The 25799-nt window shown below is 65.9% G+C and carries 27 protein-coding genes, 1 tRNA gene and 1 pseudogene; 18 read left to right on the forward strand and 11 right to left on the reverse strand.

Annotated elements, in window-relative coordinates; all coding sequences use genetic code 11:
* Positions 1 to 70 precede the first annotated feature (70 nt).
* Positions 71 to 1144, forward strand: a complete 1074-nt coding sequence (locus AC1DH3_RS05900; protein WP_441417757.1) for a quinone-dependent dihydroorotate dehydrogenase — start codon at positions 71 to 73, stop codon at positions 1142 to 1144.
* 111 nt (positions 1145 to 1255) lie between these two features.
* Here AC1DH3_RS05900 and AC1DH3_RS05905 read toward each other — a convergent pair whose 3' ends face one another.
* Together AC1DH3_RS05905 and AC1DH3_RS05910 are read right to left on the reverse strand one after the other, a co-directional pair.
* Positions 1256 to 1855, reverse strand: a complete 600-nt coding sequence (locus AC1DH3_RS05905; protein WP_476908804.1) for a DUF3043 domain-containing protein — start codon at positions 1853 to 1855, stop codon at positions 1256 to 1258.
* A 220-nt stretch (positions 1856 to 2075) separates the two neighbouring features.
* Positions 2076 to 2495, reverse strand: coding sequence for a hypothetical protein (locus AC1DH3_RS05910; protein WP_476908805.1), 420 nt, complete (start codon positions 2493 to 2495; stop codon positions 2076 to 2078).
* A 240-nt stretch (positions 2496 to 2735) separates the two neighbouring features.
* Between AC1DH3_RS05910 and AC1DH3_RS05915 the strand changes: the two are divergent.
* Together AC1DH3_RS05915 and AC1DH3_RS05920 are read left to right on the forward strand one after the other, a co-directional pair.
* Positions 2736 to 3080: pseudogene (locus AC1DH3_RS05915) on the forward strand (peptidase dimerization domain-containing protein); the annotation flags it as partial.
* Between the two features lie 140 nt (positions 3081 to 3220).
* Positions 3221 to 3300: transfer RNA gene (locus tag AC1DH3_RS05920), tRNA-OTHER, on the forward strand.
* Here AC1DH3_RS05920 and AC1DH3_RS05925 read toward each other — a convergent pair.
* On the reverse strand, positions 3282 to 3536 hold the full coding sequence (locus AC1DH3_RS05925; protein ID WP_476908806.1) for a hypothetical protein: 255 nt from the start codon (positions 3534 to 3536) through the stop codon (positions 3282 to 3284). The genes AC1DH3_RS05920 and AC1DH3_RS05925 overlap by 19 nt on opposite strands.
* Before the next feature lie 139 nt (positions 3537 to 3675).
* On the opposite strand from AC1DH3_RS05925, the gene AC1DH3_RS05930 reads away from it, so the two are divergent.
* The 4 genes from AC1DH3_RS05930 (at position 3676) to AC1DH3_RS05945 (ending at position 7278) form a co-directional block, all read left to right on the forward strand.
* The gene (locus AC1DH3_RS05930; RefSeq protein WP_138769282.1) at positions 3676 to 4065 is read left to right on the forward strand and encodes a HesB/IscA family protein; all 390 of its coding nucleotides are present in this window, start codon (positions 3676 to 3678) and stop codon (positions 4063 to 4065) included.
* Between the two features lie 205 nt (positions 4066 to 4270).
* Entirely contained in the window at positions 4271 to 5143 is an 873-nt protein-coding gene (gene ctaC / locus AC1DH3_RS05935; RefSeq protein ID WP_476892498.1) for an aa3-type cytochrome oxidase subunit II, read from the forward strand.
* Between the two features lie 12 nt (positions 5144 to 5155).
* Positions 5156 to 6880 (forward strand): aa3-type cytochrome oxidase subunit I, encoded by a 1725-nt coding sequence (gene ctaD / locus AC1DH3_RS05940; protein WP_441417761.1) that lies wholly within the window; start codon positions 5156 to 5158, stop codon positions 6878 to 6880.
* Positions 6877 to 7278 carry a cytochrome c oxidase subunit 4 gene (locus AC1DH3_RS05945; RefSeq protein ID WP_441417762.1) on the forward strand — a complete coding sequence of 134 codons (402 nt, stop codon included), beginning with the start codon at positions 6877 to 6879 and terminating at the stop codon, positions 7276 to 7278. Before ctaD ends, AC1DH3_RS05945 begins: the two co-directional genes overlap by 4 nt.
* Positions 7279 to 7368: 90 nt before the next feature.
* On the opposite strand, the gene AC1DH3_RS05950 is transcribed toward AC1DH3_RS05945, so the two are convergent.
* The gene (locus AC1DH3_RS05950) at positions 7369 to 7659 is read right to left on the reverse strand and encodes an HPr family phosphocarrier protein (protein WP_476892499.1); all 291 of its coding nucleotides are present in this window, start codon (positions 7657 to 7659) and stop codon (positions 7369 to 7371) included.
* 230 nt (positions 7660 to 7889) lie between these two features.
* Here AC1DH3_RS05950 and AC1DH3_RS05955 point away from each other — a divergent pair, with 230 nt between their 5' ends.
* The gene (locus AC1DH3_RS05955; protein ID WP_441417882.1) at positions 7890 to 8657 is read left to right on the forward strand and encodes a GntR family transcriptional regulator; all 768 of its coding nucleotides are present in this window, start codon (positions 7890 to 7892) and stop codon (positions 8655 to 8657) included.
* Between the two features lie 79 nt (positions 8658 to 8736).
* On the opposite strand, the gene qcrB is transcribed toward AC1DH3_RS05955, so the two are convergent.
* From qcrB to ctaE, 4 genes are all read right to left on the reverse strand, one after another.
* Complete coding sequence (qcrB, locus tag AC1DH3_RS05960; protein WP_441417764.1) at positions 8737 to 10416, reverse strand: cytochrome bc1 complex cytochrome b subunit; 1680 nt, start codon at positions 10414 to 10416, stop codon at positions 8737 to 8739.
* The gene (qcrA, locus tag AC1DH3_RS05965; protein ID WP_441417765.1) at positions 10394 to 11464 is read right to left on the reverse strand and encodes a cytochrome bc1 complex Rieske iron-sulfur subunit; all 1071 of its coding nucleotides are present in this window, start codon (positions 11462 to 11464) and stop codon (positions 10394 to 10396) included. The genes qcrB and qcrA overlap by 23 nt, the downstream gene beginning before the upstream one ends.
* 101 nt (positions 11465 to 11565) lie before the next feature.
* Positions 11566 to 12354: a cytochrome bc1 complex diheme cytochrome c subunit gene (gene qcrC / locus AC1DH3_RS05970; RefSeq protein WP_138769290.1), complete on the reverse strand. Its 789-nt coding sequence runs from the start codon at positions 12352 to 12354 to the stop codon at positions 11566 to 11568.
* A gap of 86 nt (positions 12355 to 12440) precedes the next feature.
* On the reverse strand, positions 12441 to 13115 hold the full coding sequence (gene ctaE, locus AC1DH3_RS05975) for an aa3-type cytochrome oxidase subunit III (protein ID WP_217500973.1): 675 nt from the start codon (positions 13113 to 13115) through the stop codon (positions 12441 to 12443).
* 112 nt (positions 13116 to 13227) lie between these two features.
* Here ctaE and trpD point away from each other — a divergent pair, with 112 nt between their 5' ends.
* Positions 13228 to 14286, forward strand: coding sequence for an anthranilate phosphoribosyltransferase (trpD, locus tag AC1DH3_RS05980; protein WP_476892501.1), 1059 nt, complete (start codon positions 13228 to 13230; stop codon positions 14284 to 14286).
* 40 nt (positions 14287 to 14326) lie between these two features.
* Here the strand turns inward: trpD and AC1DH3_RS05985 are convergent, their stop codons facing one another.
* Together AC1DH3_RS05985 and AC1DH3_RS05990 are read right to left on the reverse strand one after the other, a co-directional pair.
* A complete protein-coding gene (locus AC1DH3_RS05985; protein WP_146337532.1) occupies positions 14327 to 14608 on the reverse strand; it encodes an Lrp/AsnC family transcriptional regulator in 282 nt (93 codons plus the stop codon).
* 87 nt (positions 14609 to 14695) lie between these two features.
* Positions 14696 to 15112 (reverse strand): DUF3054 domain-containing protein, encoded by a 417-nt coding sequence (locus AC1DH3_RS05990; protein WP_476908807.1) that lies wholly within the window; start codon positions 15110 to 15112, stop codon positions 14696 to 14698.
* Between the two features lie 89 nt (positions 15113 to 15201).
* Here AC1DH3_RS05990 and AC1DH3_RS05995 point away from each other — a divergent pair, with 89 nt between their 5' ends.
* The 6 genes from AC1DH3_RS05995 (at position 15202) to AC1DH3_RS06020 (ending at position 19331) form a co-directional block, all read left to right on the forward strand.
* Positions 15202 to 15753: a cysteine hydrolase family protein gene (locus AC1DH3_RS05995; RefSeq protein WP_476892503.1), complete on the forward strand. Its 552-nt coding sequence runs from the start codon at positions 15202 to 15204 to the stop codon at positions 15751 to 15753.
* A 22-nt stretch (positions 15754 to 15775) separates the two neighbouring features.
* Positions 15776 to 16318 (forward strand): GNAT family N-acetyltransferase, encoded by a 543-nt coding sequence (locus tag AC1DH3_RS06000; protein ID WP_476908808.1) that lies wholly within the window; start codon positions 15776 to 15778, stop codon positions 16316 to 16318.
* Between the two features lie 607 nt (positions 16319 to 16925).
* Positions 16926 to 17213, forward strand: coding sequence for a hypothetical protein (locus AC1DH3_RS06005; RefSeq protein ID WP_476908809.1), 288 nt, complete (start codon positions 16926 to 16928; stop codon positions 17211 to 17213).
* Between the two features lie 136 nt (positions 17214 to 17349).
* Positions 17350 to 18336, forward strand: coding sequence for a methyltransferase family protein (locus AC1DH3_RS06010; RefSeq protein ID WP_476908810.1), 987 nt, complete (start codon positions 17350 to 17352; stop codon positions 18334 to 18336).
* 62 nt (positions 18337 to 18398) lie between these two features.
* Positions 18399 to 18797: a hypothetical protein gene (locus AC1DH3_RS06015; RefSeq protein WP_476908811.1), complete on the forward strand. Its 399-nt coding sequence runs from the start codon at positions 18399 to 18401 to the stop codon at positions 18795 to 18797.
* Positions 18798 to 18917: 120 nt separating this feature from the next.
* On the forward strand, positions 18918 to 19331 hold the full coding sequence (locus tag AC1DH3_RS06020) for a hypothetical protein (RefSeq protein ID WP_476908812.1): 414 nt from the start codon (positions 18918 to 18920) through the stop codon (positions 19329 to 19331).
* A gap of 768 nt (positions 19332 to 20099) precedes the next feature.
* Here the strand turns inward: AC1DH3_RS06020 and AC1DH3_RS06025 are convergent.
* Entirely contained in the window at positions 20100 to 22508 is a 2409-nt protein-coding gene (locus AC1DH3_RS06025) for an ATP-binding cassette domain-containing protein (RefSeq protein WP_441417773.1), read from the reverse strand.
* Positions 22509 to 22669: 161 nt separating this feature from the next.
* Between AC1DH3_RS06025 and AC1DH3_RS06030 the strand changes: the two genes are divergently transcribed.
* The 3 genes from AC1DH3_RS06030 to AC1DH3_RS06040 are packed head-to-tail and all read left to right on the forward strand — an operon-like array spanning position 22670 to position 25796.
* Positions 22670 to 23920: a type III polyketide synthase gene (locus AC1DH3_RS06030; protein ID WP_441417774.1), complete on the forward strand. Its 1251-nt coding sequence runs from the start codon at positions 22670 to 22672 to the stop codon at positions 23918 to 23920.
* Between the two features lie 11 nt (positions 23921 to 23931).
* The gene (locus tag AC1DH3_RS06035; RefSeq protein WP_441417775.1) at positions 23932 to 24648 is read left to right on the forward strand and encodes a class I SAM-dependent methyltransferase; all 717 of its coding nucleotides are present in this window, start codon (positions 23932 to 23934) and stop codon (positions 24646 to 24648) included.
* Positions 24645 to 25796 carry an FAD-dependent oxidoreductase gene (locus tag AC1DH3_RS06040; protein WP_476908813.1) on the forward strand — a complete coding sequence of 384 codons (1152 nt, stop codon included), beginning with the start codon at positions 24645 to 24647 and terminating at the stop codon, positions 25794 to 25796. Before AC1DH3_RS06035 ends, AC1DH3_RS06040 begins: the two co-directional genes overlap by 4 nt.
* Positions 25797 to 25799 lie beyond the last annotated feature (3 nt).

Below are 25799 nucleotides of genomic sequence, written 5' to 3' on the forward strand. Positions count from 1 at the left end.
GCTAGCGCCCGCGGGGGTACGGTTTGCCCGGCATTTTGGTTTGCGCGGCCGGAACCGGAAAACTAGGGGTATGCGCGTATATCCCACCTTCTTCCGGCTCGCCTTCTCCTGGATGGACGCCGAGCGCGCCCACAAGATCGGTTTTCTAGGCATCCGGCTGGCCAACCGCTGCGGCGCCGGCCGCGTGCTGCAACGGTTCACGGCGCCGTCCGCAGCGCTGCGGACCGAGGCATTCGGCTTGACCTTCCCCTCGCCCTTCGGGCTGGCCGCGGGTTTCGACAAGGAGGGCCACGGGATCGAAGCGCTGACCGACCTTGGCTTCGGGCACATCGAAGTGGGCACCATCACCGGGCAGGCCCAGCCGGGCAACCCGGCGCCGCGGCTGTTCCGCCTGATCGAGGACCGCGCCGTGATCAACCGGATGGGCTTCAACAACGACGGTGCCGCGGCCGTGGCGCCCAGGCTCCGTTCCGCCCGGGCTGCCCTGCAGCGCCGCTATCCCGGGGTCCGCCCGGTGATCGGTGTGAATATCGGCAAGAGCAAGGTGGTGGAGCTTGAGGATGCCGTGGAGGACTACCTGATCAGTGCCCGCAGCCTGGCCCCGGCCGCCGACTACCTGGTGGTCAACGTCAGTTCCCCGAACACCCCGGGCCTGCGGTTGCTGCAGGATGTCAGCACCCTGCGCCCGCTGCTGGCCGCGGTGGGGGAGGCCGCGGACAACGCCGCCGGCCGGCACGTGCCTCTGCTGGTGAAGATCGCCCCGGATCTCAGCGACGAGGACATCGACGACGTCGCCAGGCTGGCGCTGGACCTGAAGCTGGACGGCATCATCGCCACCAACACCACCATCGCCCGCGCCGGACTGGTCTCCAGCCCGGAACAGATTGAGGCGTGCGGCGCCGGGGGCCTCTCCGGTGCCCCGCTCCGGAAGCGATCACTGGAAGTCCTGGCCCGGCTCAAGGCCGCGACCGGCGGGGCCATCACGCTTGTTTCGGTCGGCGGGGTCGAGACCGCACAGGACGTCCGGGACCGGCTTGAGGCCGGCGCCACCCTGGTGCAGGGCTACACTGCGTTCCTATACGAAGGTCCCTTCTGGGCGGCGAAGATCAACCGCGAGCTGGCGAAGCGGCCGGCCCGCCGCTAACCGGCGGTCTCCTCCCGCCAGGGCGGGCTCCCACCCAGCACGCCCGCGCGGATTCCGGAAACGCGAAAGCCCCCGGCAGTCCAACTGCCGGGGGCTTTTCGATGGCCGGATTCAGGCGGGGAAGTCGCCGCGCTTGACCTGGGGCTTGGGAAGGCGGAGGCGGCGGAACTGCAGGGACCGCATGGAGCCGTACCAGACGGTGCCCCGCTCCACCTCGCCGAACTTCTCGGCCAGACGCTTCTTGAGCTTCCGGGACAGGATGAAGACGTCCACGAAGACGGCAAGGAACATGACCCAGAAACCGCCGAGGACGTAGATCATCTGTTCGCTGCTCGCCGGGACCAGCAGGGAGATGATCACGAAGACCAGGGCGCCGAACATCAGGTATTCGCCAAGGCTGAAACGGGCGTCCACGTAGTCGCGGGCGAAGCGCTTCTGCGGGCCCTTGTCACGCAGCGGCAGGAACTTCTCGTCACCGGTATCCATGGCCTGGCGCATCTTGAGGCGCTGGTCCGCGATCGCCGTGCGCTCGGCCGCCCGGGAGGCCTTGCGGTCCTCCGGAACCAAGGGGCGCTTGCGGGCAGCCACCTGGGCGTTCCGCTTGGGCGTGGGTGCGCCCTTGCCGATGGCGGCGTCCCGGGCTGCTGCCTCGGCCACCTGCTGGTCAACTACGTCCTGCGCCAGGGGCGCTTCCTTTTTACGTCCAAACACCCCTACAGAATACCCTGCGGCGGCTCGCCCGAGACCCAGCCCACACCGGGCCGGGGCGGCGGTGATCCCAGCCGTAAATCGCGCCGGTATCAGCGCCGGGGGAAACGTCTCCCGGGCCGCCGCAGAGCCGCCGTGGGAGCGCCGTGGCGCATTTGTCGTGATGCCGGACACGGGTAGTGTTTTGGCCATGACTTCATCACCCGCGGGGACCCCGCAGCCCTCAGCCGTCGGCTCCATCGATGCCGCCGCCCTCCGTCAGGCCGTTACCGAGTCCTTTGACGCCACCGTCGAGCAGTTGAAGGCGCTCGTGGCGATCCCGGGCATCGCCTGGCCCAGCTTCGATCCTGCTCCGCTGAATGCCAGCGCCGACGCCGTCGCCGAACTGGTCCGCGGCAGCGGCTTCGAGGACGTCCGGATCCTGCGCTGCGACAAGGAGGATGGCACCCCGGGCGGGCCGGCCGTCGTCGCACGCCGCCCCGCCGCAGCCGGCAAGCCCACCATCCTGCTCTACGCCCACCACGACGTCCAGCCGACCGGCGACCTCGCGCTCTGGGAGACCGAGCCGTTCACCGCCGTCGAACGCGACGGCCGCCTCTACGGCCGCGGTGCCGCGGATGACAAGGCAGGGATCCTGGCCCACGTCGCCGCCTACTCCGCGGTGACCCGGGTGCTGGGGGAGGAGCTGGGCCTGGGCGTGACCTTCTTCTTCGAAGGTGAGGAAGAAGCAGGCTCACCCACCTTCCGTTCGTTCCTCGAAACACACCAGGAACTGCTGCGCTCCGACGTGATCGTCGTCGCCGACTCGTCCAACTGGAAGGTCGGCATCCCGGCCCTCACCACCAGCCTGCGCGGCCTGGTGGACGGCACCATCGAGGTCAAGGTGCTGGACCACGCGGTCCACTCCGGGATGTTCGGCGGCCCGGTCCTTGACGCCCCGACGCTGCTGGCGCGGCTGATTGCCACCCTGCACGACGACGAAGGCAGCGTGGCGATCGAGGGCCTTGTCAGCCGTGACGACGCCGAAGTGGACCTCACCGAGGAGGAGTACCGCAAGGACGCTTCCGTGCTCGACGGCGTCAAGCTCGCCGGCACCGGGAGCATCGCCTCGCGCATGTGGACCAAGCCCGCGCTGTCCATCATCGGTTTCGACGCCCCAGCCGTGGACGTTGCCTCCAACACCCTGCTGCCGCGGGCCCGCGCCAAGTTCAGCCTGCGGCTGGCCCCCGGCCAGGACCCGGCCGAGGCCATGGAAGCGGTCCGCCGGCACGTCGAATCCCACGCGCCGTTCGGCGCCGAGGTGGTGTTCACCCCGGGGGAGAGCGGCAACGCCTTCCTTACGGACACGTCCTCCACCGCCGCCACCATGGCGATGTGGGCGCTGGGTGAGGCGTGGGGCGTGCCGGCTGTCGAGACCGGGATCGGCGGTTCAATCCCGTTCATCGCCGACCTGACCGAGCTGTACCCGGACGTGCAGATCCTGGTCACCGGCGTTGAGGATCCCGATTCGCGGGCGCACAGCGCCAACGAGTCGCTCCACCTCGACGACTTCCGCAACGCAATCGTGGCCGAAGCGTTCCTGCTGGCCCGGTTGAACGCGGAAGGCCTGGCCTAAGCGGAACGCCTGCGGCTGGGTCGCCGGCTGGATCTCCGGCTCTGCCGGGTGGGCATTTCCGGGGAACATCCAGCCGGCGTTGACGGTTACGTCAGGAGTTAGAGCTACACGTCTGATCGACGTAGCATGTAGCTATAGCCCATACCGTTTAAGTAGGGGCGGGCACCGCGCAGGCGGAGCCGCCACGACCGTCGTAAGAAGGTAGGCCATGAGCACTACAACCAATGAAAACAGCGCCGACACCACCGTCCAGGCGGACCAGGAACTGGCCAGCCACGAGGTCCAGCTGACCGATGTGGCCGCCGGGAAGGTCCGCAGCCTGCTGGAACAGGAAGGCCGCACTGATCTTCGGCTCCGCGTTGCCGTGCAGCCGGGCGGTTGTTCCGGGCTGATCTACCAGCTGTACTTCGATGAGCGGCTCCTCGAGGGTGACGCCGTCCGCGACTACGACGGCGTCGAGGTCGTTGTGGACAAGATGAGCGTCCCTTACCTCAGCGGCGCGAGCATCGACTTCGAGGACACCATCTCGAAGCAGGGCTTCACCATTGACAACCCGAATGCGGGCGGATCCTGCGCTTGCGGGGACTCCTTCCACTAAGGCCTAAGGCCGGGCAATCCGCCCGGCCTTAGTGCCGTCCAGGGGATGGCCGCCGGAACCGCCAAAAACTCCATCGAGGCACGGCGCGGACATGTGGGCGAAAACTCGCGGGGAGCGGTAAGCTCTACACCGAGTAGTAAAACTTTTAGTGTGCCCGGAACGCCGACGGCGGCCGGGCGACAGCAACAAGTAGGAAGGGCCGTCTGTGAGTTCGCAGAACCGAACCGGCAGCCGACGCAAACAGATCACTACGATCACTGGCTTGGCACTAGCCGGCGCGTTGGCTTTGACTGGATGTTCACCAGAGGTACAGAAAGGGTGGCTGCCCACTGAGCGTGGCACCACCAACCACACTGACCGCATCATGGACCTCTGGGTCAACTCATGGATTGCCGCGCTGGTCGTCGGCATCATCACCTGGGGCTTGATGATTTGGGTCATCGTCGCGTACCGGCGGCGGAAGGGCACGGTCGGTTTCCCGCGCCAGAACAGCTTCAACCTGCCCCTCGAGGTCTTCTACCTGACGATTCCGCTGTTTATGGTCCTGGTGTTCTTCTACTTCACCGACCGCGACCAGCAAGCGATCGACAACCGTGACCAGCCGGCCGACGTCGTCGTCGACGTCCGCGCCAAGCAGTGGGCCTGGGACTTCAACTACAAGAAGGGCGACGTCGTTACCGACGACGTCCACGAGGCCGGCGTCCAGGCGCACCTCACCGGCAACAACGTGGACAAGGAAAAGCTGCCTACGCTTTACTTGCCGGTCAACAAGTCGGTTGACCTCGAGCTGAACGCCCGCGACGTCATCCACTCCTTCTGGGTTCCCGCCTTCCTGCAGAAGCGCGACATGATCCCGGGCAAGACCAACTACATCCGGTTCACCCCCACCAAAGAGGGAACCTACGACGGCAAATGTGCCGAACTCTGTGGTGAGTACCACTCCGAAATGCTGTTCCGCGTGAAGGTTGTCTCCGATTCGGAGTTCAAGGCCCACCTGGACCAGCTCCGCCAGGACGGCAACACCGGACTGCTCGGCGAAGAGTACGACCGCAACCCGGCCCCGACCGAGAACAAGTAAGGGGAGCGCGAAGTGGCAACGACCTACTCTCAGCCCTCAGGGATCCTTGAGGCTCCCGTAGTACCCAAATCCAAGGGGCGCATCGTCGTCAACTGGATCACCTCCACCGACCACAAGACCATCGGGTACATGTACCTGATCTCGTCCTTCGTGTTCTTCTGCTTCGGCGGCGTTATGGCGCTGCTGATCCGTGCGGAGCTTTTCGAGCCCGGCATGCAGATCCTGCAGACCAAAGAGCAGTACAACCAGCTCTTCACCATGCACGGCACCGTCATGCTGCTGATGTTCGCGACGCCGCTGTTCGCCGGCTTCGCCAACGTGATCATGCCGCTGCAGATCGGTGCCCCCGACGTCGCCTTCCCGCGGCTGAACGCGCTGGCCTTCTGGTTCTTCCTGTTCGGCTCCACGATCGCCGTGTCCGGCTTCATCACCCCGCAGGGTGCGGCGTCGTTCGGCTGGTTCGCCTACGCGCCGCTGTCCAACACGACCTTCAGCCCCGGCGTGGGCGGTGACCTCTGGGTCTTCGGCCTGGCGCTCTCCGGCTTCGGCACCATCCTCGGCGCGGTCAACTTCATCACCACCATCATCTGCATGCGCGCCCCGGGCATGACGATGTGGCGGATGCCGATCTTCACCTGGAACGTTCTGGTCACGGCGATTCTGGTGCTCATGGCGTTCCCGCCGCTGGCCGCCGCCCTCTTCGCCCTCGGCGCGGACCGCCGCTTCGGCGCCCACATCTTCGACCCGGAGAACGGCGGCGCCGTCCTCTGGCAGCACCTGTTCTGGTTCTTCGGCCACCCCGAGGTGTACATCATCGCGCTGCCGTTCTTCGGCATCGTCTCCGAGATCTTCCCGGTCTTTAGCCGCAAGCCGATCTTCGGCTACAAGGGCCTCGTCTACGCGACGATCTCGATTGCCGCACTGTCCGTGACCGTGTGGGCGCACCACATGTACGTCACCGGCTCGGTCCTGCTGCCGTTCTTCTCCTTCATGACGATGCTGATCGCGGTTCCCACCGGCGTGAAGTTCTTCAACTGGATCGGCACCATGTGGCGGGGTTCCATCACCTTCGAAACCCCCATGCTGTGGAGCATCGGCTTCCTGGCCACCTTCCTCTTCGGCGGCCTGACCGGAATCATCCTGGCCTCACCGCCGCTGGACTTCCACGTCTCCGACTCCTACTTCGTCGTGGCGCACTTCCACTACGTGGTCTTCGGCACCGTGGTGTTCGCGATGTTCGCAGGCTTCTACTTCTGGTGGCCGAAGTGGACCGGCAAGATGCTCAACGAGCGTCTCGGCAAGATCCACTTCTGGATGCTCTTCCTGGGCTTCCACGGCACCTTCCTCATCCAGCACTGGCTCGGCGTCGAGGGCATGCCCCGCCGCTACGCGGACTACATGCCGCAGGACAACTTCACCTGGATGAACCAGTTCTCCACCTACTCGTCCTTCCTCCTCGGCGCCTCGCTGATTCCGTTCTTCTGGAACGTCTACATCACCTGGCGCAGCAACGAGAAGGTCACGGTCGATGACCCCTGGGGCTTCGGCGCCTCGCTCGAATGGGCGACGTCCTGCCCGCCGCCGCGTCACAACTTCACCTCGCTGCCGCGGATCCGCTCGGAGCGTCCTGCCCTGGACCTGCACCACCCCGAGCTCTCCCAGTACTACACCGTCGACTCGCCTGCTCCGGCAGCAGCGACGCTCGGTAACGCCGACCAGAAGGATCAGGCCCAGTGAAAATCGAATCAAGGATTTTTGGACTGGGAGTCTTCTTCTTCGTCCCAGTTGCCATCGTCTACGGCTTCATGACGCACTGGTCCGAATGGGTCGGCATCCTGGGTGTCCTGCTGGTTGCAGGCCTGGCCGGTATGATCGGCGCCTACCTGGGCTTCACCGGCCGTCGGGTCGGCATGCGCCCCGAGGACCGCAGCGACGCTGAGATCCACGAAGGCGCGGGCGAGCAGGGCCACTTCAGCCCCTGGAGCTGGTGGCCTCTGGTTCTCGGCCTGGCATGCGCGGGCGGTTTCCTCGGCCTGGCCGTGGGCTTCTGGATCACGTTCATCGCCGGCGGCCTCGCCGTGGTGGCGCTCGTGGGCTGGGTCTATGAGTACAGCCGCGGTGACCACGCGCACTAGCGCCGGACACTGACAGCAACGACGGCGGGCCCCCACCTTGTGGTGGGGGCCCGCCGTCGTTTGCCTGTGCCCAGCGGGCGTGGCGGCCGGTCAGCCGGACTGGGACTCGAGCAGGGCGCAGAGCTCGGTGAGGGCGCGCTCAGCGTCGGCGAGACTCGCATCGTCGGGGACCGTCTCCGGCCGTACCGCCAGCTCCACTTCGCAACCGCAGGCGAAGTCCTCGGTCATGACCTCCAGCAGGGACCGTGCATCCACGCCCGGCCTGCCGTCCTTGCTGATCGTGACGGCGAATCCGGTCTGCGTCACGGCCCGGACAAACGCGGCCGCGGGGCGGGCGTGCAGTCCGATCGAGGCCTGGACGACCGCCTTGCGTGCTGGCAATGGAACTCCTTCAATCGTGACGCGCCGGGCGGTGCCGGCCCGGTGCTGGGGGCCCCCGGCCAACTGGTCCGGAAACGACAGGCCGGCGGGGCGCATATCCAGCGTAGCCGGGGGAGAAGTCCCGGGCGAACCGGGCAGACCTGAGTGGTCTAGACCTGCTGGGAAAGTGTCTTAGGCTTAAGGGATGAACGATTGCAGCAGGCGCCTCCGTGGGCTCTAACGCGGCCCGGATGGCCGGTGACATTGACCGGACCAGCGGCACCCCCATCTACGTCCAGCTCCGCGAAATCCTCCGCGCCCACATTGCCAGCTCCTGCCCGCCGGGTTCGGCGCTTCCCTCCGAACGGGACCTCTCCGAACGCTTCGGGCTGGCCAGGATGACCGTGCGCCAGGCCATAGACGCGCTCGTGGGCGAAGAAGTGATCGAGCGCGTGGTGGGCCTCGGCACCTTCGTCCGAAAGCCCAAGCTGGACCTCCAGGTCAAACTGACCTCGTATAGCGAGGAGATGCAGCGACGCGGCATGGTCCCGGCCGCCAAGGTGCTCAGCTTTGAACAGATCAACGCCAGCGCCTTTCTGGCCCGCGAACTGCAGCTCGAGGAGGGAACACCCCTGGTGCGGTTCCGGCGACTCCTGCTGGCGGACAGTGAGCCAATGAGCGTGGACGAGAACTTCATCCCCGCGCACCGCGTGCCCGGACTGCTCGACGGCGAGCCGCCGACGTCGCTCTACAACGTCCTGAGCGAGCGGTACGGCTTGGTGATGGAGTGGGGCGAGGACATGATCGAGGCGACGGCTGCGTCTCCGTCCACGGCGCGCCTGCTCAACGTGGAGGTCGGCTCACCGCTGCTGAAGATCCAGCGCCACGCCTTCGTGGCCCGGGCCATGGTCGACTACTCGGTCTCCTACTACCGGGCGGACCGCTACAAGCTCTGGGTGCCGCTGCAGCGCCCCGGGGTCCGTCCCACACGGAACTACGCCTCCGGCTACCGCCCCTGACAACCAGCGCGGAGTCCTTTGAAACGCAGAAAGGCCCGGTCCTGGTGGACCGGGCCTTTCTGTGGACTAATGCCGTGTCTTAGTGGCTGAGGCTCTTCTGCTCCGCAGCCGGTTCGATCGACTCGTGCTCGCCGTGGTGGCCGTGGGCCGCCGCGAGTTCGGCCGGGGTTGCCGGAGCGACCCGGTCCTCGAAGAACCACTTGGAAAGCATCGCGCGACGCTTTTCCTTGCGGTCCACGACGCCGTGGCTGTTCGGCTCGGCCGGGAGCGGCGACGGGGATTCGAAGCCGACCAGCTTGTAGCGCTTGTATTCGTTCAGCGGGGCGTGGACCTCGATGAACTCACCGTGCGGCAGCCGCACGATGCGGCCTGTCTCGCGGCCGTGGAGGGCGATTTCGCGGTCCTTGCGCTGCAGGGCCAGGGCGACGCGCTTCGTGATGATGAAGGCGAGTACCGGGCCGATGAAGAACAGGGCGCGCAGCCAATAGGTGACGTCGTTCAAGGCCACGTGGAAGTGGGTGGCGATGAGGTCGGAACCAGCAGCAGCCCACATCACGCAGTACCAGACGAAGCCGGCCATGCCGATGGCGGTGCGGGTCGGCGCGTTCCGGGGACGGTCCAGGACGTGGTGCTCGCGGTCGTCCTTGGTGATCCAGCGTTCGATCCACGGGTAGGTGAACATCACGGTGAACAGGATGCCCGCAGGGACCAGCGCCGGCAGCAGCACGTTGAACGTGAAGACGTGGCCGAACCAGACCTGCTCGACGTGCCAGTTCCCGAAGGTGCCCGGCATCAGGCGCAGGGCGCCGTCAACGAAGCCGATGTACCAGTCAGGCTGGGTGCCGGCCGAGACGGGGGAGGGGTCGTACGGGCCGTAGTTCCAGATCGGGTTGATGGTGAAGAAACCGGCCATCAGCGCGATGACGCCGAACACGATGAAGAAGAAGCCGCCGGCCTTCGCCGCATAAACCGGGCCGAGGGGGTAGCCGACGACGTTGCCGTCGTTGCGGCCCGGGCCGGGGTACTGGGTGTGCTTGTGCACGACCACCATAAAGAGGTGCACGACGATCATCAGCAGGATGAGCGCGGGAACCAGCAGGATGTGGAGCATGTACAGGCGCCCGATAATAGCCGTGCCCGGGAATTCGCCGCCGAAGAGGAAGAACGAGATGTAGGTGCCGATCACCGGGATGGACTTGATCACACCGTCGATAATGCGCAGGCCGTTGCCGGAGAGCAGGTCATCGGGGAGGGAGTAGCCGGTGAAGCCGGCGGCCATGGCGAGGATGAGCAGCACGCTGCCCACCACCCAGTTCATTTCGCGCGGCTTGCGGAAGGCGCCGGTGAAGAAGACCCGAAGCATGTGCACCGAAACCGAGGCTACGAAGAGCAGCGCGGACCAGTGGTGGACCTGGCGCATGAACAGGCCGCCGCGGACATCGAAGGAGATGTTCAGGGACGAGCTGTAGGCCACCGACATTTCGACGTTCTTCAACGGCAGATAGGAACCCTGGTAGTGGGTTTCCGCCATCGACGGGTCGAAGAAGAAGGTCAGGAAGGTGCCGGAGAGCAGCAGAATGACGAAAGAGTACAGGGCCACTTCGCCGAACATGAAGGACCAGTGGTCCGGGAAGACCTTGCGGCCGAATTCCCGGAGCATTCCGGAACCGCCCACGCGCTGGTCAACAAAATCGGTAATGCGGCCGCCCTTGGTCTTGGCGACGAAGGGGGAGGCGTTAGGGGTTGATGTTGCGCTCATGCTCAGCACGCTCCCAATAGCTAGGTCCAACGGGTTCATGGAAGTCGCTCGTAGCGTAAAGGTAGCCCTCGTCGTCTACGGCGATGGGCAGCTGCGGGAGCGGCCGGCTGGCCGGGCCGAAGATAACCTTGCATTCCTGGGTCAGGTCGAAGGTTGACTGGTGGCACGGGCACAGCAGGTGGTGGGTCTGCTGCTCGTACAGGGCAACAGGGCAACCAACGTGGGTGCAGATTTTGGAGTAGGCAACGATTCCGTTGTAGCTCCAGTCCTCGCGGCCCGGGGAGGGCTTGAGGGACTCGGGGTTAAGGCGCATGAGCAGGACGACGGACTTCGCCTTCTCGTTCAACTTGCCTTCTTCGAGCTCGTTGAGCCCTTCCGGGATGACGTGGAAAGCCGAGCCGATGGTGACGTCCGAGGCCTTGATGGGGGTGCCATCGGGGTCGCGGGTGAGACGCTTGGTCTTGCCGCCAACCGGGGCCCACATGGTGTGCGCCAGCTTGTTGTCCGGGCGGGGACCGAGGTCGCCGAAGACGGCCAGGGCCGGCAGCGGCGCCAGGGCGACGGCCCCAAGCAGGGTGTTGCGGATCAGCGGGCGGCGCTTGATGCCGGTTTCCTCGACGATGTCGTCGACAATCCGGACAGCGGCCAGGCGGTCCTCTTCGGTGCGGATGGCGTGGCGCTCTTCCGACACTTCGTGGTCCGGCATAAGGGCCTTGGCCCAGTGCACGATGCCGGTGCCGATGCCCAGCATGGCAAAGGCGGTGCCGATACCCAGCAGCATGTTCTGCAGCCGGATAGTGGCGATCGAGGAGTCATTTCCAAGATCGATGGCGAAGTACGCCACCAGGAATATCAGGGTGCCAACGACCGAGGCGCCGAACAGAATGGCCACCTGCCGTTCCGCTCGCTTGGCGGCCCTCGGGTCCGTGTCAGCCAGGCGCAAACGATGCGGAGGAATTCCAGGATCCTGGAACTTCTCCACCTCATTCTGACCAGCCGTAGCTACGGTGCCCGAGTGGTTCGGACTGCCGTCACTATGGTTGCCCATAATTCGCCTCATCCTTCTCTCGTCTCGACCAGTGTCGAGTTAGTTTTCAATTCAAACTGCTGACGGATCAGCAGAAAATTCTTACAGGTGCCGCGGTCCGTCTAGGACGTCCGCGAAGTCAGCCAGATGGTGAAGGCGATGATGACGCCCAGGCCGGCAATCCAAACAAACAGGCCTTCGGAGACGGGACCCAGGGCGCCCAGGTCGTTGCCGCCGGGGGAGCCGTTGGCTTCGATCTGCTTCAGGAAGGTGATGATGTCACGCTTGCCTTCGGGGGAGACGTTGGCGTCGGAGAAGACCGGCATGTTCTGCGGGCCGGTGACCATGGCTTCGTAGATGTGCTTGCCGGAGACGTCAGCGAGAGCCGGGGCGAACTTGCCCCGGGTCAGCGCGCCGCCGGCTGCAGCAGCGTTGTGGCACATGGCGCAGTTGGTGCGGAACAGCTCGCCACCCTTGGCGGCGTCGCCCTTCTCATCGAGAACACCTGCCTCGGGGATGGACGGGCCGGGGCCGAGCGAAGCGACGTAAGCCGCGAGCTGGTGGGTCTGCTCCTCGTTGAACTGGGCGGGCTTCTTGTAAGCCTGCGGGCCGTTCATCTGCATGGGCATACGGCCGGTGCCAACCTGGAAGTCAACGGCGGCGGCGCCGACGCCGACGAGCGACGGTCCGGCCTGCGAGCCACTGGCACCCATGCCGTGGCAGGTGGCGCAGTTGGCGGCGAACAGCTTGCCGCCCTCTTCTGCGTCGCTTGCACTGAAGCTCGTGGTGTCGGCCTTGGCCTGGTTGACGGTGGTGGCGACGGCGTACAGCCCACCAGTGATGAGGAGGCCCATCAGCAACAGTGCAACTGCTGCCAGTGGGTGACGTCGCTTCTGCGAGAGTGCCTTCACGTGGTGGTTCCTTTATTCGATCCTGCGTTGGCTCCGGGAGCCGCTTCTTGAAATTCTATCTCTTGTAGAAAGAGAGACAAGTGGGGCTACTTGAGGACGTAGATGACCAGGAAGAGGCCAATCCATACGACGTCGACGAAGTGCCAGTAGTACGAGGTGACGATCGCGGAAGTTGCCTCAAAGTGTCCGAACTTCTTCGCTGCGAAGGAGCGTCCGATGATGAGCAGGAAGGCAATCAGGCCGCCGATGACGTGCAGGCCGTGGAAGCCGGTGGTCATGTAGAACGCGGAACCGTAGGCGTTGGAAGAGAGCGAGACGTGCTCGGAGACGAGCATGGCGTACTCGGTCGCCTGGCCGGCCACGAAGAACGCACCCATGATGAATGTGAGTGTGAACCACTCGTTCATTCCCCAGCGGGTGAAGCTCAGGGGCCCGCCGAGCCTGCGCGGCTGGAGCCGTTCGGCGGCGAAGACGCCCATCTGGCAAGTAAAGGAACTGGCCACGAGGACGATCGTGTTTACGAGCGCAAAGGGGAAGTTGAGCTTGGCTGTCTCTTCGGCCCACATCTGTCCGGAAGTCGAACGGAGTGTGAAGTACATGGCAAAGAGACCGGCGAAGAACATCAACTCACTGGACAGCCAGACGACGGTTCCAACGGAAACCATGTTCGGGCGATTCAGCGTCGGGTGCGCCGGGGTACTGGGGGCATGGGTCGCAGATGTCACATAGACATTATGTCTGTAAAAGTCCGTCCTGCCCAACGCAACCCGCGTTTTGGGGGGACTTTTTCTACAAAGACGCGAAATCGCGGGGAAAAGTTCCGGGACCCCTTCGCATTGGGCATTGCAGCCCCCGGCTCGATAGCATCAGAACGTGACTTCTCAGGCATCTGCACAGGCTGTAGGCAAGACTTGGCCGCGCCTCATTGGCGCCCTCATCCTCGGCACGAACCTCAGCGCCGGCGATACTGAGTGGGCGATGAACTCCATCATGTCCGGCGAAGCTACGCCGGCCCAGGTGGCCGGCTTCCTGGTGGCGCTGCGCGCCAAGGGTGAGACGGTGGAAGAACTCACGGGCCTCGTCGAGGCGATGATCGACTCCGCCAACCCGATCGAGATCGCGGGTCAAAAGCTGGACATCGTCGGCACCGGCGGAGACCAGCTGAATACTGTCAACATCTCCACCATGGCCGCTCTCGTCTCGGCCGGAGCGGGCGCCAAGGTGGTCAAGCACGGTGGCCGGGCGGCGTCGTCGAGCTCGGGCTCCGCCGACGTGCTGGAGGCGCTGGGTGTCCGGCTGGACCTTCCCATCCCGCGGGTAGCCCGGAACGCCGAAGAGGCTGGAATCACCTTTTGCTTTGCGCAGGTCTTCCACCCCTCAATGCGGTATGCCGCCGTCGCGCGCCGCGAGCTGGGTGTCCCCACGGCCTTCAACTTCCTGGGCCCGATGACCAACCCGGCGCACGTCCAGGCGTCCGCCGTCGGCGTCGCTAATGAACGGATGGCGCCGCTGGTGGCCGGCGTGCTTGCCAAGCGCGGCAGCCGAGGCCTGGTGTTCCGCGGCAACGACGGGCTGGACGAGCTGACCACCACGGGTCCGTCGCGGATCTGGGAGATCCGCGACGGCAAGGTTATTGAGCAGGAATTCGACCCCCGCGATCTTGGTATCCGCCAGGCGACTGTCGAGGAACTGCGCGGCGGCGACGCTGCCGCCAACGCCGCCGTCGTCCGCTCGGTGCTTGCCGGAAAGCCTGGCCCGGCACGGGATGCCACGCTGCTCAACGCCGCTGCCGGTCTGGTGTCGTTCGACCTGGACGCCTCGGGTCCGCTGACCGAACGGATGGCAGCTGCGATGAAGCGGGCCGAGGAGTCCGTCGATTCGGGCGCGGCAGCCGCGGTGCTGGACCGCTGGGTCGCACTCTCCCGCGACTAATTTCCCTCCGGCTGGCGGCGCTCCGTGCCCGCTGGGCTGGCTACTGTTCGAAGCCCAGGGCGAACGCCGCGTCGAGGTCGTGCTGCGAGTAGGCGCGGAAGGCGATGTGCGTGGTGGTGTGCACCACGGCCGGGACCTTGGAGAGCTTGTCCGCGATGACGTCGGCGAGCTCCTCGTGCTTGGCGACGCGTGCGATCGCGATCAGGTCCCATTCGCCGGTCACGGAGTAGACCTCGCTGATGCCGGGAATCGCGGAGATTTTTTCAGCCGTCTCCGGGATGGCGGAAGCGTCTGTCTTGATCAGGACGAAAGCGGTGATCACGTGGGGGCCTTTCGGATCTGGTGCGCCGTTGCTGGCTTGTTGATTGGCCCCATTGAGGCCGTGCCATCTGCTTGCAAGCCTAGTGCATCAGCTCCGCCGGCGCCCTGCCCGGAGACGCCGTGTGGCCGCGAACAAAAGGCGGTAGCCGAGCAGGAAAACGGCCAGGCTGAGCAGCGCCACGATCACGAACGGCAGAACCACAACCTGCCCGGTGAGGGCCCGGAGCAGCATGCCGACCGCCACCGTGCCGAGCCAGACCGCGACGCCGGCCGGCCAGAGCGCCAGGGGACCCCGCCACAGGCGCAGGGCGAGCCATGCCACGGCGGCGCCGGCGAGGAACGGCCAGGCCGTAGCCAGGACCCCGGTGATGATCTCGCCACGTTGATGGGCGTCGCGTCCGATCGCGGCGAAGAGCAGAATCAGGACCGCGTCGCCGGCGGCGGCCAGCAGGGCGACTCGTGCGGTCGACGGCGGTTGGGCGACTGGGGGAGTGTTGGCTGGCATACCTCCAGCCTAGCTGCGGCCATTGCGGGACGCCGTCGCGGCCCAGCATGATGACCTGAGTAACCACAGCTGCGAGCAAGGAGATGATCATGACAACGCTGTCGGATCGGCCCAACACGGCCTTGATGGTGATCGATGTGCAGAACGGGGTGGTGGAAGGCGCCCACGAGCGCGATTCCGTCGTTGCGAACATCGCCGAACTCGTCGACAAGGCTCGTGCAGCCGCCGTCCCGATCATCTGGGTCCAGCATTCGGATGCGCAGCTGGAGCGGGGGAGCGAGGCCTGGCAGTATGTTCCTGAGCTGTCCCGGGCGGAGCACGAACCGCTGGTGCACAAGTCCTACGGTGATTCCTTCGAGGCTACGGACCTTGAAGATGTGCTCGCCGCTGCCGGCGTCGGGCGAATCCTCGTTGCGGGAGCGCAAACGGACGAGTGCATCCGATCCACCATCCACGGGGCGTTTGTGCGTGGCTACGACGTGACCCTGGTGGGTGACGCGCACACCACTGAGGATCTTTCGGCTTGGGGCGCACCGCCGCCGGAGCTGGTGATCGCCCACACAAACCTCTACTGGCAAAACCAGTCGGCGCCGGGGCGTGCGGCGGGCGTCGTGGCGACCAATACAGTGATGTTCGACTGATCCCGGGGCATAGGATCGTCTGATGGCCCGCCTCATTGTTCCAGACATCCGTTACCACTCCTCCTGGCTGGAGGGATCAGCAGAGTTCGACGGTGCCCACAGGGACGGCGGCGGCGCCGAGGACTGGCCGCTGGATGATCTCAAGGACACCGCCACCTTCCGCCGCTTCGTCGGTGCGCTCGTCAACGATGCGTTACCGGAGACCCCCCGGAAGCCCGGATACGTCCCGTGCACCTACCTGTGGATTGTGGACGGCGACACCTTCCTGGGCTCGCTGGCCATTAGGCATGAGCTGAACAGTTTCCTCCTCAACGAGGGCGGCCACATCGGCTACAGCGTCAGGCCGTCCGCACGGCGCCGCGGCCACGCAGCCAAGGCACTGGCTGACGCCCTGCCGGTGGCGAAGGAGCTCGGAATTTCCCGGGTCCTGATCACTTGCGACGAGGACAACGCCGGATCCAGGGCGACCATCGAACGCAACGGCGGCGTCTACGAAGACACCCGCAACGGCAAGCGGCGCTACTGGGTCGAGACAGACGAGCAGGGCGCGCCGGCACTGCCCTGAGGCCTGGCTTTAGAGATTTTTGGCGGCTCCGTAATTTCTGGCCACGCCCGGGAAACCTTATATCTAGCGGGACGTTTAGCCCGCCTTCATAGATATTGGGGGTAAAAAAATGAAATCCAATCGTGCCGGGTACATCACCGCAGTAACAATGGCCGGTCTTGCCGCCAGCCTCGTCCTGGCCGGCTGTGGGCCACAGCCAGGGGCTGCTCCCGCAGCCGCGCCGAATGTGGCAGTGACAGACGCCACCACTTCCTCTACGGTGCTGGCCGCTTCGCCGCTGGCCACTCCGGGGACCGCAAACTCTGCGACCTCGCCTGCCGCTTCGCCCACCAGAGCGGGCGGGGCCGCACCGACTCACGCGCCGGCGGCAAAGCCCGCGCCCAGCAGCCTCAAGACATTCACCTTCCCCGACGGGCACATCTCCTTCGACTACCCGGGGTCGTGGACGGTGCGGACAGCGCTTCCTCCGGCGGGGCCTCCCGGTGTCGAAGCTGTTGTTTCGGACGGCGCCGGCAACGATCTGCTTCTCATGGCCAACGGCGTTCCCGTGGGCTGTGCCGGGGGCCCGGTGTCGCGGCGGGTGTTGGATCAGGCGGAGGTCGCGGGCATGGCGGCACCGAATGGTTCCGGCCCGGTCTTCGGGTTCTCCGTTGAATCTTATGGTGCCGGTGCCGGCGACGCCTACTTCATGGGCCTGGTCGATCCTCGGTCGCTGAAGCAGGGCGACGGGGTGCCCTCCTGGTGCAACGTTGTGTCGACTGACAACGGCGGCTTGGTCACCCGTGTGCTCTTCGCCGACCCCGCATTCAAGAACCGGGGAGCGGCTAAGGCGTGGATGGCCACGGAACAATATGCACAACTCAAAGCGCTGCTGGTCAGCCTGAACTACCACTAGCTCCCGCGCTGGGGCGGCCCGCCGGTTGGGGGACCGGCGGGCAGTCCGCATCCCGGACGCTGCAGCGTTCCATGGGTAGGCTTTTCCCACCATCGTTCTCGACGAAACCCCGGCGCGCCGGGTCGACGGTCAGACGTTGAATGAATTCGAACCGCATGAGGACAAGGGGACCAGTGCTGGGGTTAGATCTGTGACGCGTCTCGTTTGGTGGGGGCGGACGTATTTCGCCTTCCAGGCTTTCGCCGGTGCGTCCTGGTGGATTGCGGTTCTGGTGTCCCCGGCCATCCGCCTGGCGACCCTCGGCAATCTTGATGCCGCCGCCGTCGCGGTCTTCGACATTCCCCTATTTGTCGTGGCTTCAGCCCTCGCCGCTTTTGGTATCCGGGCCGCCGCAGTGGTGAGTGTCAGCTGGACCGGACTGGTCGCCTTCGTGCTGGCGGCATATGCCACCATAACGGCCGAGGCCGGCTGGGGTGTGGTGACCATGGGTGCGGCCTTCGCTGGTTCAGTGATCGCGCTTTGCGCGGTGCTTCTGGGGCGCATACTGACCGCATGGATCATCCGCGGGCCCTTCGCATTCCGCCCGGCCGCCCGCCGCCCGGCAGCAGTAAGCCATGTCGCCGCAACATTCGGGCAGATCGTCATATTTTGGGGCTTCTTCCTGGCCGTCGTTCCTTTTGCCCTCGCGTTCCTCGAACAACGGTGGGCGGTGGCCCTTCCATTTCCGCCGGCTGCAAATCCAGTCGGCGCCATGGTCCTGCTACTTGCCAGCGCTCTTGGCATCTGGTCGGCCATCGTCATGTCCACGTTGGGGCACGGCACGCCGCTGCCATCGGCGATGCCCAACCGGCTGGTCATCGTGGGCCCGTATCGCTGGATCCGCAATCCGATGGCGGTCGCAGGGATTGTCCAGGGCGCCGCGGTAGGCGTGATGATGCAGTCGTGGCTGGTTATTGCCTACGCAGTCGCCGGCTCGCTCGTGTGGAATTACGCCGTCAGGCCGCTGGAGGAAGCAGACCTGCTGGAACGGTACGGTGATGAATTTCAGCAGTATTGCGACACGGTCCGCTGCTGGATCCCGCACATGACGACGGCGAGACGCACCCAGCCGGGCACGCCGTAGCTGTCGGCCCGAACCCGGCGCCGGGGGGCGAGGGCTACTGGGACCCGGCGTAGGCTGTGCCCATGATTTCCCTCCGCCGGCGCCGCTTGGAAACTGGCATGTGGGCTCTAGGAGTCCTGGTCTCCGTTGGCCTAACAGCATGGGGACTCTGGCTCACCGCTTTCCTCTTCGGATATTCCGATGGTTTTGAACGCGAAAGGTCCGGCCATACGCTGATCTTCCTGGGCGCTGTTGCGTCCGCTGCGGCGGCGGGCTGGGCACGGTTTCGGGGTTTTGGCTGGCCAGGGACGCTCGCCGTCGGCGCCACGGCACTGCTGGTTGGCTGGACCGATCTCGCGGCACCGGACGGCTTGCTGCCTCATCTTGCTGGAGTCATTGCGGTGCCCGCCACAGTAATCGGGTTGGTTGTTGGCCTGCCGGTTATCTGGCAGGGGAGAGGGCCGCAGGACCGAACCCCTTAGCGGCATGCTTTCCTTCACGAAGGTCTTGTGTGGCGAGCGGCGCCGCAAACATCAAAGGTGGTTCGTACTGAGCTGGCTTCGTGGGAACTGCCATTCGGCCGTCGTCGGTACTATTCATTCATGACGATCCAGGGGGAGGGAAGTCCCGGCCCGTTCGTTCGCCGCGGCCTGCGGGTTCTAGTCTGGGTGGCCGTGCTGGTCGCCGCTGGAGCGTTTGCCCTTGGTCTCGTTCCCGAAGTCGTTGTGACCTCCATGGCCGTGGGCCTCCTGGTGGGCCAATTCGTATCCAAAGATGAACGGGCGCCGTCCGATGTCAGCGGCAGTTTTTCCTGGTGGAAACGGAGGGCGCGCGGCGCCTTCTATACGTCCTGGTGGGTATTGATACTTCTAATCGGCGTGCTGATAAACGTCATGTCGCATGCAGGCTTCGGCTGGGAGGCATTCGGCGTTCTGGCCGTTATGGCGTGGCCGCTATGGGTTGTCGTGCGAAATCCACCTGAGCGGCCTTGGGACCCATGGCGTCTCACCCCGTAACCAGGCGAAGCCCCTCCTGGCAACTTTCCGTTTACTTGACATAATGTTGATTATCGGCGTTACGTTAAGGGCCGGAAGAGGGCTTCCATAGTGCCGGCCGCGGTTGCTGTCCGTCGCCTGGTGCACCGGCTGCGCCGGGATGAAGCAGCCGGGACATTTCCGCCGGGAGGAAGCAGTCGGGATGCTGCTGCACGGTGCGACCTTGGAGCCGCCGGAGACATTCCAGCGCCGATGCGCGAAGCCAGTGCCACAGGCTGCGAATTTGCTGCCTCTGCGCTGGTTGGTTGCAAATTTGCATTTCTTGTCCATGGTCACTTCATTAGCCGACCTCGTGTCAATTCAGCGGACAACGTCGCCACCTGACGAGCCAGGAAGATCCCGGGCAATTAGCGGATATCAAAACAACAATGTCGTCCTAACGCGGAAATTGCGCTGTCCGACCACGCGGCTTGGGCGGCAGTTCGCCACAGCCCTCAGCCGGACACCGGACTAGTTGAAAGCCAGGGAGCGCCGGGAAGCCAGGTGAAAGCAGGGTGCCGGCCGCGGAGACATCCATGTCAGAAGAACGTGCCGGCAAACAGGCTGGAGTGACTTCAGGGGGCTACTCCCCCGGACTATTTGATAAATTATCAATTGCTAATGCATTAGCATAAACCCGACATAAAGAAATCGAAAACCCTCTGCAATGTTTGATTTTCACATATAGGTAAGATCCGGATCTCATCGAGTATCCATGCCGCGCTTAAATGACCCAGGCAGAGCCCGCGCTCACTCTCCGACGTAGGCCGCCAGATGTTCCCCGGTCAACGTGGACTTCGCGGCAACCAGCTCGGCGGGCGTGCCCTCGAAGACGATCCGGCCGCCGTCGTGTCCGGCGCCGGGGCCCAGGTCGATGATCCAGTCGGCGTGTGCCATGACCGCCTGGTGGTGCTCGATGACGATCACCGACTTGCCGGAATCGACCAGCCGGTCCAGCAGCCCGAGCAGGTTCGCGACGTCGGCCAGGTGCAGGCCCGTTGTCGGTTCGTCGAGGACGTAGACGTCCCCCTTCTCCGCCATCTGGGTGGCCAGCTTGAGCCGCTGCCGTTCGCCGCCGGACAGGGTGGTGAGCGGCTGGCCGAGGCTGAGGTAGCCGAGTCCGACGTCCACGAGCCGGTCGAGGATCTTGTGCGCCGCCGGCGTGCGGGCCTCGCCGTCGCCAAAGAACAGCTCCGCCTCGGTCATCGACATCGCCAGGACTTCAGCGATGTTGCGGCCGGCCAGCTTGTATTCCAGCACTGATGCCAGAAACCTGCGGCCCTCGCAGTCCTCGCAGGTGGACTCGACAGTGGCCATCACGCCAAGCTCCGTGAAGATCACGCCCGCGCCGTTGCAGGTGGGGCAGGCGCCTTCGGAGTTAGAGCTGAACAGCGCCGGCTTCACGCCGTTGGCCTTTGCGAACGCTTTGCGGATCGGTTCAAGCAGGCCCGTGTACGTCGCAGGGTTGCTGCGCCGTGAACCCTTGATGGCGCTCTGGTCGATCAGCACCACGCCGTCCCGGCCGGCCACCGAGCCCTGGATCAGCGAGCTTTTGCCGGATCCGGCGACCCCCGTGAGCACGCAAAGCACCCCGAGTGGGAGGTCGACGTCGACGTCCCGGAGGTTGTTCGTCGACGCGCCGCGCACCTCAAGCGAGCCCGACGGAGTACGCGCCGCATCCTTGACCGTCGCCCGGTCGTCGAGGTGGTGGCCGGTGATGGTGTCACTGCGCCGCAGGCCCTCCACGCTTCCTTCGAAGCAGACACTGCCGCCCCCGGTGCCCGCCCCGGGACCGAGGTCAACGACGTGGTCGGCGATCGCGATCGTCTCCGGCTTGTGCTCGACGACGAGCACAGTGTTGCCCTTGTCCCGGAGCTGCAGCAGTAGCTGGTTCATCCGCTCGATGTCATGCGGGTGCAGGCCGATCGTCGGCTCGTCGAAGACGTACGTGATGTCGGTCAGCGAGGACCCCAGGTGCCGGATCATCTTGGTCCGCTGGGCCTCTCCCCCGGACAAAGTCCCCGCCGGCCGATCCAGCGAAAGGTAGCCCAGCCCGATTTCCGCAAACGAATCGAGCAGGTGCCGCAGGCCCTTAAGGAGCGGCTCGACCGAGGGCTCGTCGAGCTCGCGGACCCACACGGCCAGGTCACTGATCTGCATCTCGCACAATTCGGCGATGTTCTTCCCCCGGATCTTCGAGGACCGTGCCTCCTTGCTGAGCCGGGTGCCGTTGCACTCCGGGCAGGCCTGGAAGGTAATGGCACGCTCGACGAAGGCCCGGACGTGCGGCTGCATCGCCTCGACATCCTTGGAAAGCATCGATTTTTGGATCTTCGGGATCAGGCCCTCATAGGTGAGGTTGATGCCCTCGACCTTGATCTTGGTCGGCTCCTTGTAGAGCAGGTCGTTCATTTCCTTCTTGGTGTATTTCGCGATCGGCTTGTCCATGTCGAAACCGGCGCCGCTGAAGATGCGGCCGTACCAGCCGTCCATGCTGTACCCGGGGATCGTCAGCGCGCCCTCGGCCAGCGACTTGGTCTCGTCATAGAGCGCCGTGAGGTCGAAGTCGGAGACCGAGCCCATCCCCTCGCACCGCGGGCACATGCCGCCCAGGTAGACGGCGCCGTGCACCACACTCTTCTCAACCCTCCCCCCGGCTTTTTCGGTGCTCATCACCCCGCTGGCCTTCCTCGTCGGGACGTTGAAGGAGAACGCCGTGGGAGGCCCCACGTGCGGTGTCCCGAGCCGGCTGAAGAGGATGCGGAGCATGGCGTTGGCGTCGGTGGCGGTGCCGACGGTGGAGCGCGGGTTCGCGCCCATCCGTTCCTGGTCGACGATAATCGCCGTCGTCAGCCCCTCCATCAGGTCGACGTCGGGCCGCGCCAGGTTGGGCATGAAGCCCTGCACAAAGGCGCTGTACGTTTCGTTGATCATCCGTTGCGACTCGGCGGCGATCGTGGCGAACACCAGCGAGCTCTTACCCGAGCCGGAAACACCGGTGAACACGGTCAACCGGCGCTTCGGAATTTCAACGCTGATGTCCTTGAGGTTGTTCTCCCGGGCGCCCTGCACACGGATGAGGTCGTGGGTGTCGGCGACGTGCGGCGCCAGCCGCGGGTCCGTCTCCGTGTCCGCGTTCGTGTTGGTCGCCATGCTCATCGTGTCTCCCTCTGTTCGGCCTGGCCGCCCCCGCGCATCCGACGGCGTCGCCTCGCTCGATGTGAACAGCTTAGAACAGACGATGGGGTTATCCTCCGCCGCGCTGGCCGCACGCCCCCGGCATGCATTGTCTTATCCGCCGCCCTCACTGAGAATGAACCATGACGGTCTACCTGAGGTCCCTGGAAACTGCTGTCCCGCCCACCGTATTGATTCAGTCCGAGGCCCGCGACGTGTTTGCCGCCCAGCCGGGGCTCAGCCGGCTCGGCTCCCGGCTGGTGAGCACCTGCTTCGACTCCGCCGCCATCGACACCCGCTACACCGCCGTCGGGGAGCTCACCACCGGCAGCCGGTCGGAGAATCCGCAGTTCTTCGACCCCGCCACCGGCCTGCTGCTGAGCCCCAGCACCAAAGTCAGGAACGACATCTTCGCGGCCGAAGCCAGCAAGCTCTTCATCGAGGCGGCGGACAAGGCGCTGGCGGCCTGCCAGGGCATCGAAGCCCGCGAGATCACCCACCTCGTCACAGTGTCCTGCACCGGCTTCTTCAACCCCGGCCCCGACTACAAGATTGTCCGTGCGCTCGGGCTGAACCCCTCGGTCCAGCGCTACCACCTCGGCTTCATGGGCTGCTACGCCGCCTTCCCGGCACTGCGCGCGGCCAAATCGTTTTGCGACGCGGACCCGGAGGCCGTGGTGCTGGTGGTCTGCGCCGAACTTTGTTCCCTCCACGTCCGGACCTCCAACGACCCGGACACGATTATGGGATCCGCGCTGTTTGCCGACGGCGCGGCGGCCGCCATCATCAGTGCCCGCGACATCCCGGACCAGCCGGCCCTGCTGACCCTGGACCACTTCGAAACGGTCCTGACCCCGGTGGGCGAGGAAGCGATGGCGTGGAACATCGGCGACGAAGGCTTCGAAATGGTCCTCGGCACCTACGTCCCGCACATCATCGACGACCACATCATCGGCGCCCTCGAACCGCTCCTGTCCCGGGATGCCTCGCTCCTCGGACTCCCCTACCGCGACATCCGGCACTGGGCCATCCATCCCGGCGGCCGCAGCATCCTGGACAAGGTGCAGTCCAGGCTGGAGCTCAGCGACGAACAGCTGATCCCGGCGCGCGAAACGCTGCGGAACTACGGCAACATGAGCAGCGCCACCGTGCTCTTCGTGATCCGGCACATCCTCGACCTTCCCGCGCCCGGCGCTGGCACCGACGGCGCCGACACCGGCGGTGCGCTGGCAGCCGACGACGAGGGCGGGGAACGCATCTGCTCGATGGCATTCGGCCCGGGCCTGACGGTGGAGACCGCGCTCTTCACCAAGATCACGGCACCACGGGCGGCCAGCGGTGAGGCCGACCTGCAGCGCCCCGGCGTGCCCCGGCCGGCATCGGCCCTGGCCTGAGCACCGGCGCCATGGTGCTGCTGCGCACGCGTGCCCTGGATGCCGTTGAGGAGATGGACCGGCCCGACTGCGATCCTGCCAGGCTGGAACGGACCTACGCCCAGTTCGCCCTGGTGAACCGCGCTGTGTCCGGCTGGAGGGGCATCTACCGGCAGCAGATCAAGCCGCTGCTCTCCGCGGAGTCGGCCACCACGTTGCTGGACATCGGTTGCGGCGGCGGCGACGTCCCGGTGCTGTTGTCCCGCTGGGCGGCCCGGGACGGGCTGCGACTGGAGATCACTGCGATCGATCCGGACCCACGGGCCGCTGCGTTTGCGGCCGCCCGGCGCACCCGGGGCGGCGTGACGTTCCGGCGGCAGACAGCGGCGGAACTGCTCGGCGAAGGTGAGCGCTACGACGTCGTCGTCTCCAACCATGTGCTGCACCACCTGGACGCCGGCGCGCTGGCTGGCTTCCTTGCCGAATCGGCCGCACTGAGTGCCGGGACGGTGATCCACAACGACCTCCGCCGCAGCCCGGCCGCCTATTCGCTGTTCTATGCGGGCGCCTTGCCGTTCCGGGGCTCCTACATCCGGCAGGACGGCCTGACGTCGATCCGGCGCAGCTACACCTCGGCGGAACTGCGCGCTGCGGCTCCCCCGGGCTGGGCCGTGGTGGCCCGCGCCCCGTTCCGCAACCTGCTGATCCTGGACAGGGCGCGGGGGCGGAGTGCCGGGGCGGGACCATGACCGACGCCGCGACGGACGTCGTGATCATCGGCGGCGGTCCGGTGGGGCTGTTCATGGCTGCTTTGCTGCTGCAGCGGGGGCTGCGGGTCGCGGTGCTCGAACAGCGGACCGGGCCGGAACCGCACTCGCGGGCCATTGGCATCCATCCGCCGGCACTCGATGCCCTGCGGCACGTCGGCGTGGATCAGGAGCTCATCCGGCGGGGCGTCCAGATCCGGCGCGGCATTGCCCTCAACCGCGGCACCATGCTGGCCGAAATGTCCTTCGCCCGGGTGTCCGAGCTGTTCCCGTTCGTGCTCTCCCTGCCGCAGGGTCGCACCGAGGCGGTGCTGGAGGGGCGGCTGCAGGAGCTCGACCCGGACGCGCTGCGCCGGGGCGTGCGGGTGGAGGGGCTGCACGACGACGGCCGGCAGGTCACGGTGCAGGCCTGCCTGGGCGGACGGTCGGTGAGCTTCGCGGCTCCCCTCGTGATCGCCGCGGACGGGGTCCGCTCCGCGGCCCGGGCTGCGCTCGGCGTGCCCCTGCGGCGCCGGGACTACCCGGACCGCTACCTCATGGGCGACTTCGCCGACGGCACCGGACTTGGTCCGGATGCGGCGCTGTTCCTGGCCAGCGGCGGGATCGTCGAGTCGTTCCCGCTGCCGGGGAAGCTGCGCCGCTGGGTGGTTCGCCTCGGTCCGGCCGGGGCTCCGGCGGGGAGCTCGGCCGACGCCGTTTGGCTGGCACGGGAGGTCCGGCGACGGACCGGCGTCGACGTCGACCCCGGCAGCAACAGCATGCTCAGCGGCTTCGGCGTGCGTTCCCGGCTGGCCCGCCGACTGGTGGTTGACCGCTGCATTCTGATCGGGGACGCGGCACACGAGATCAGCCCGATTGGAGGTCAGGGCATGAGCCTGGGCTGGCTCGACGCCCTGGCGCTGGCACCCCTCGTGCCGGAGCTCATGGCTGGCAACCGCAACGGCCTGCCGGCGTTCGAACGGCAGCGGATGCGCCAGGCCGCCAGAGCGGCGCGGCAGTCGGAGATCAACATGGCGCTGGGCCGGCCGCTCCGCGAAGGCCCGCTGACCGCACGCAACAGTGTCTTGGCCGCCGCGGCGGCCGTCCCGGCCGTCAACAGCTTCGTGGCCCGCCGGTTCACCATGCAGTAGCCG

The sequence above is a fragment of the Arthrobacter sp. 05L428 genome (assembly GCF_056397665.1).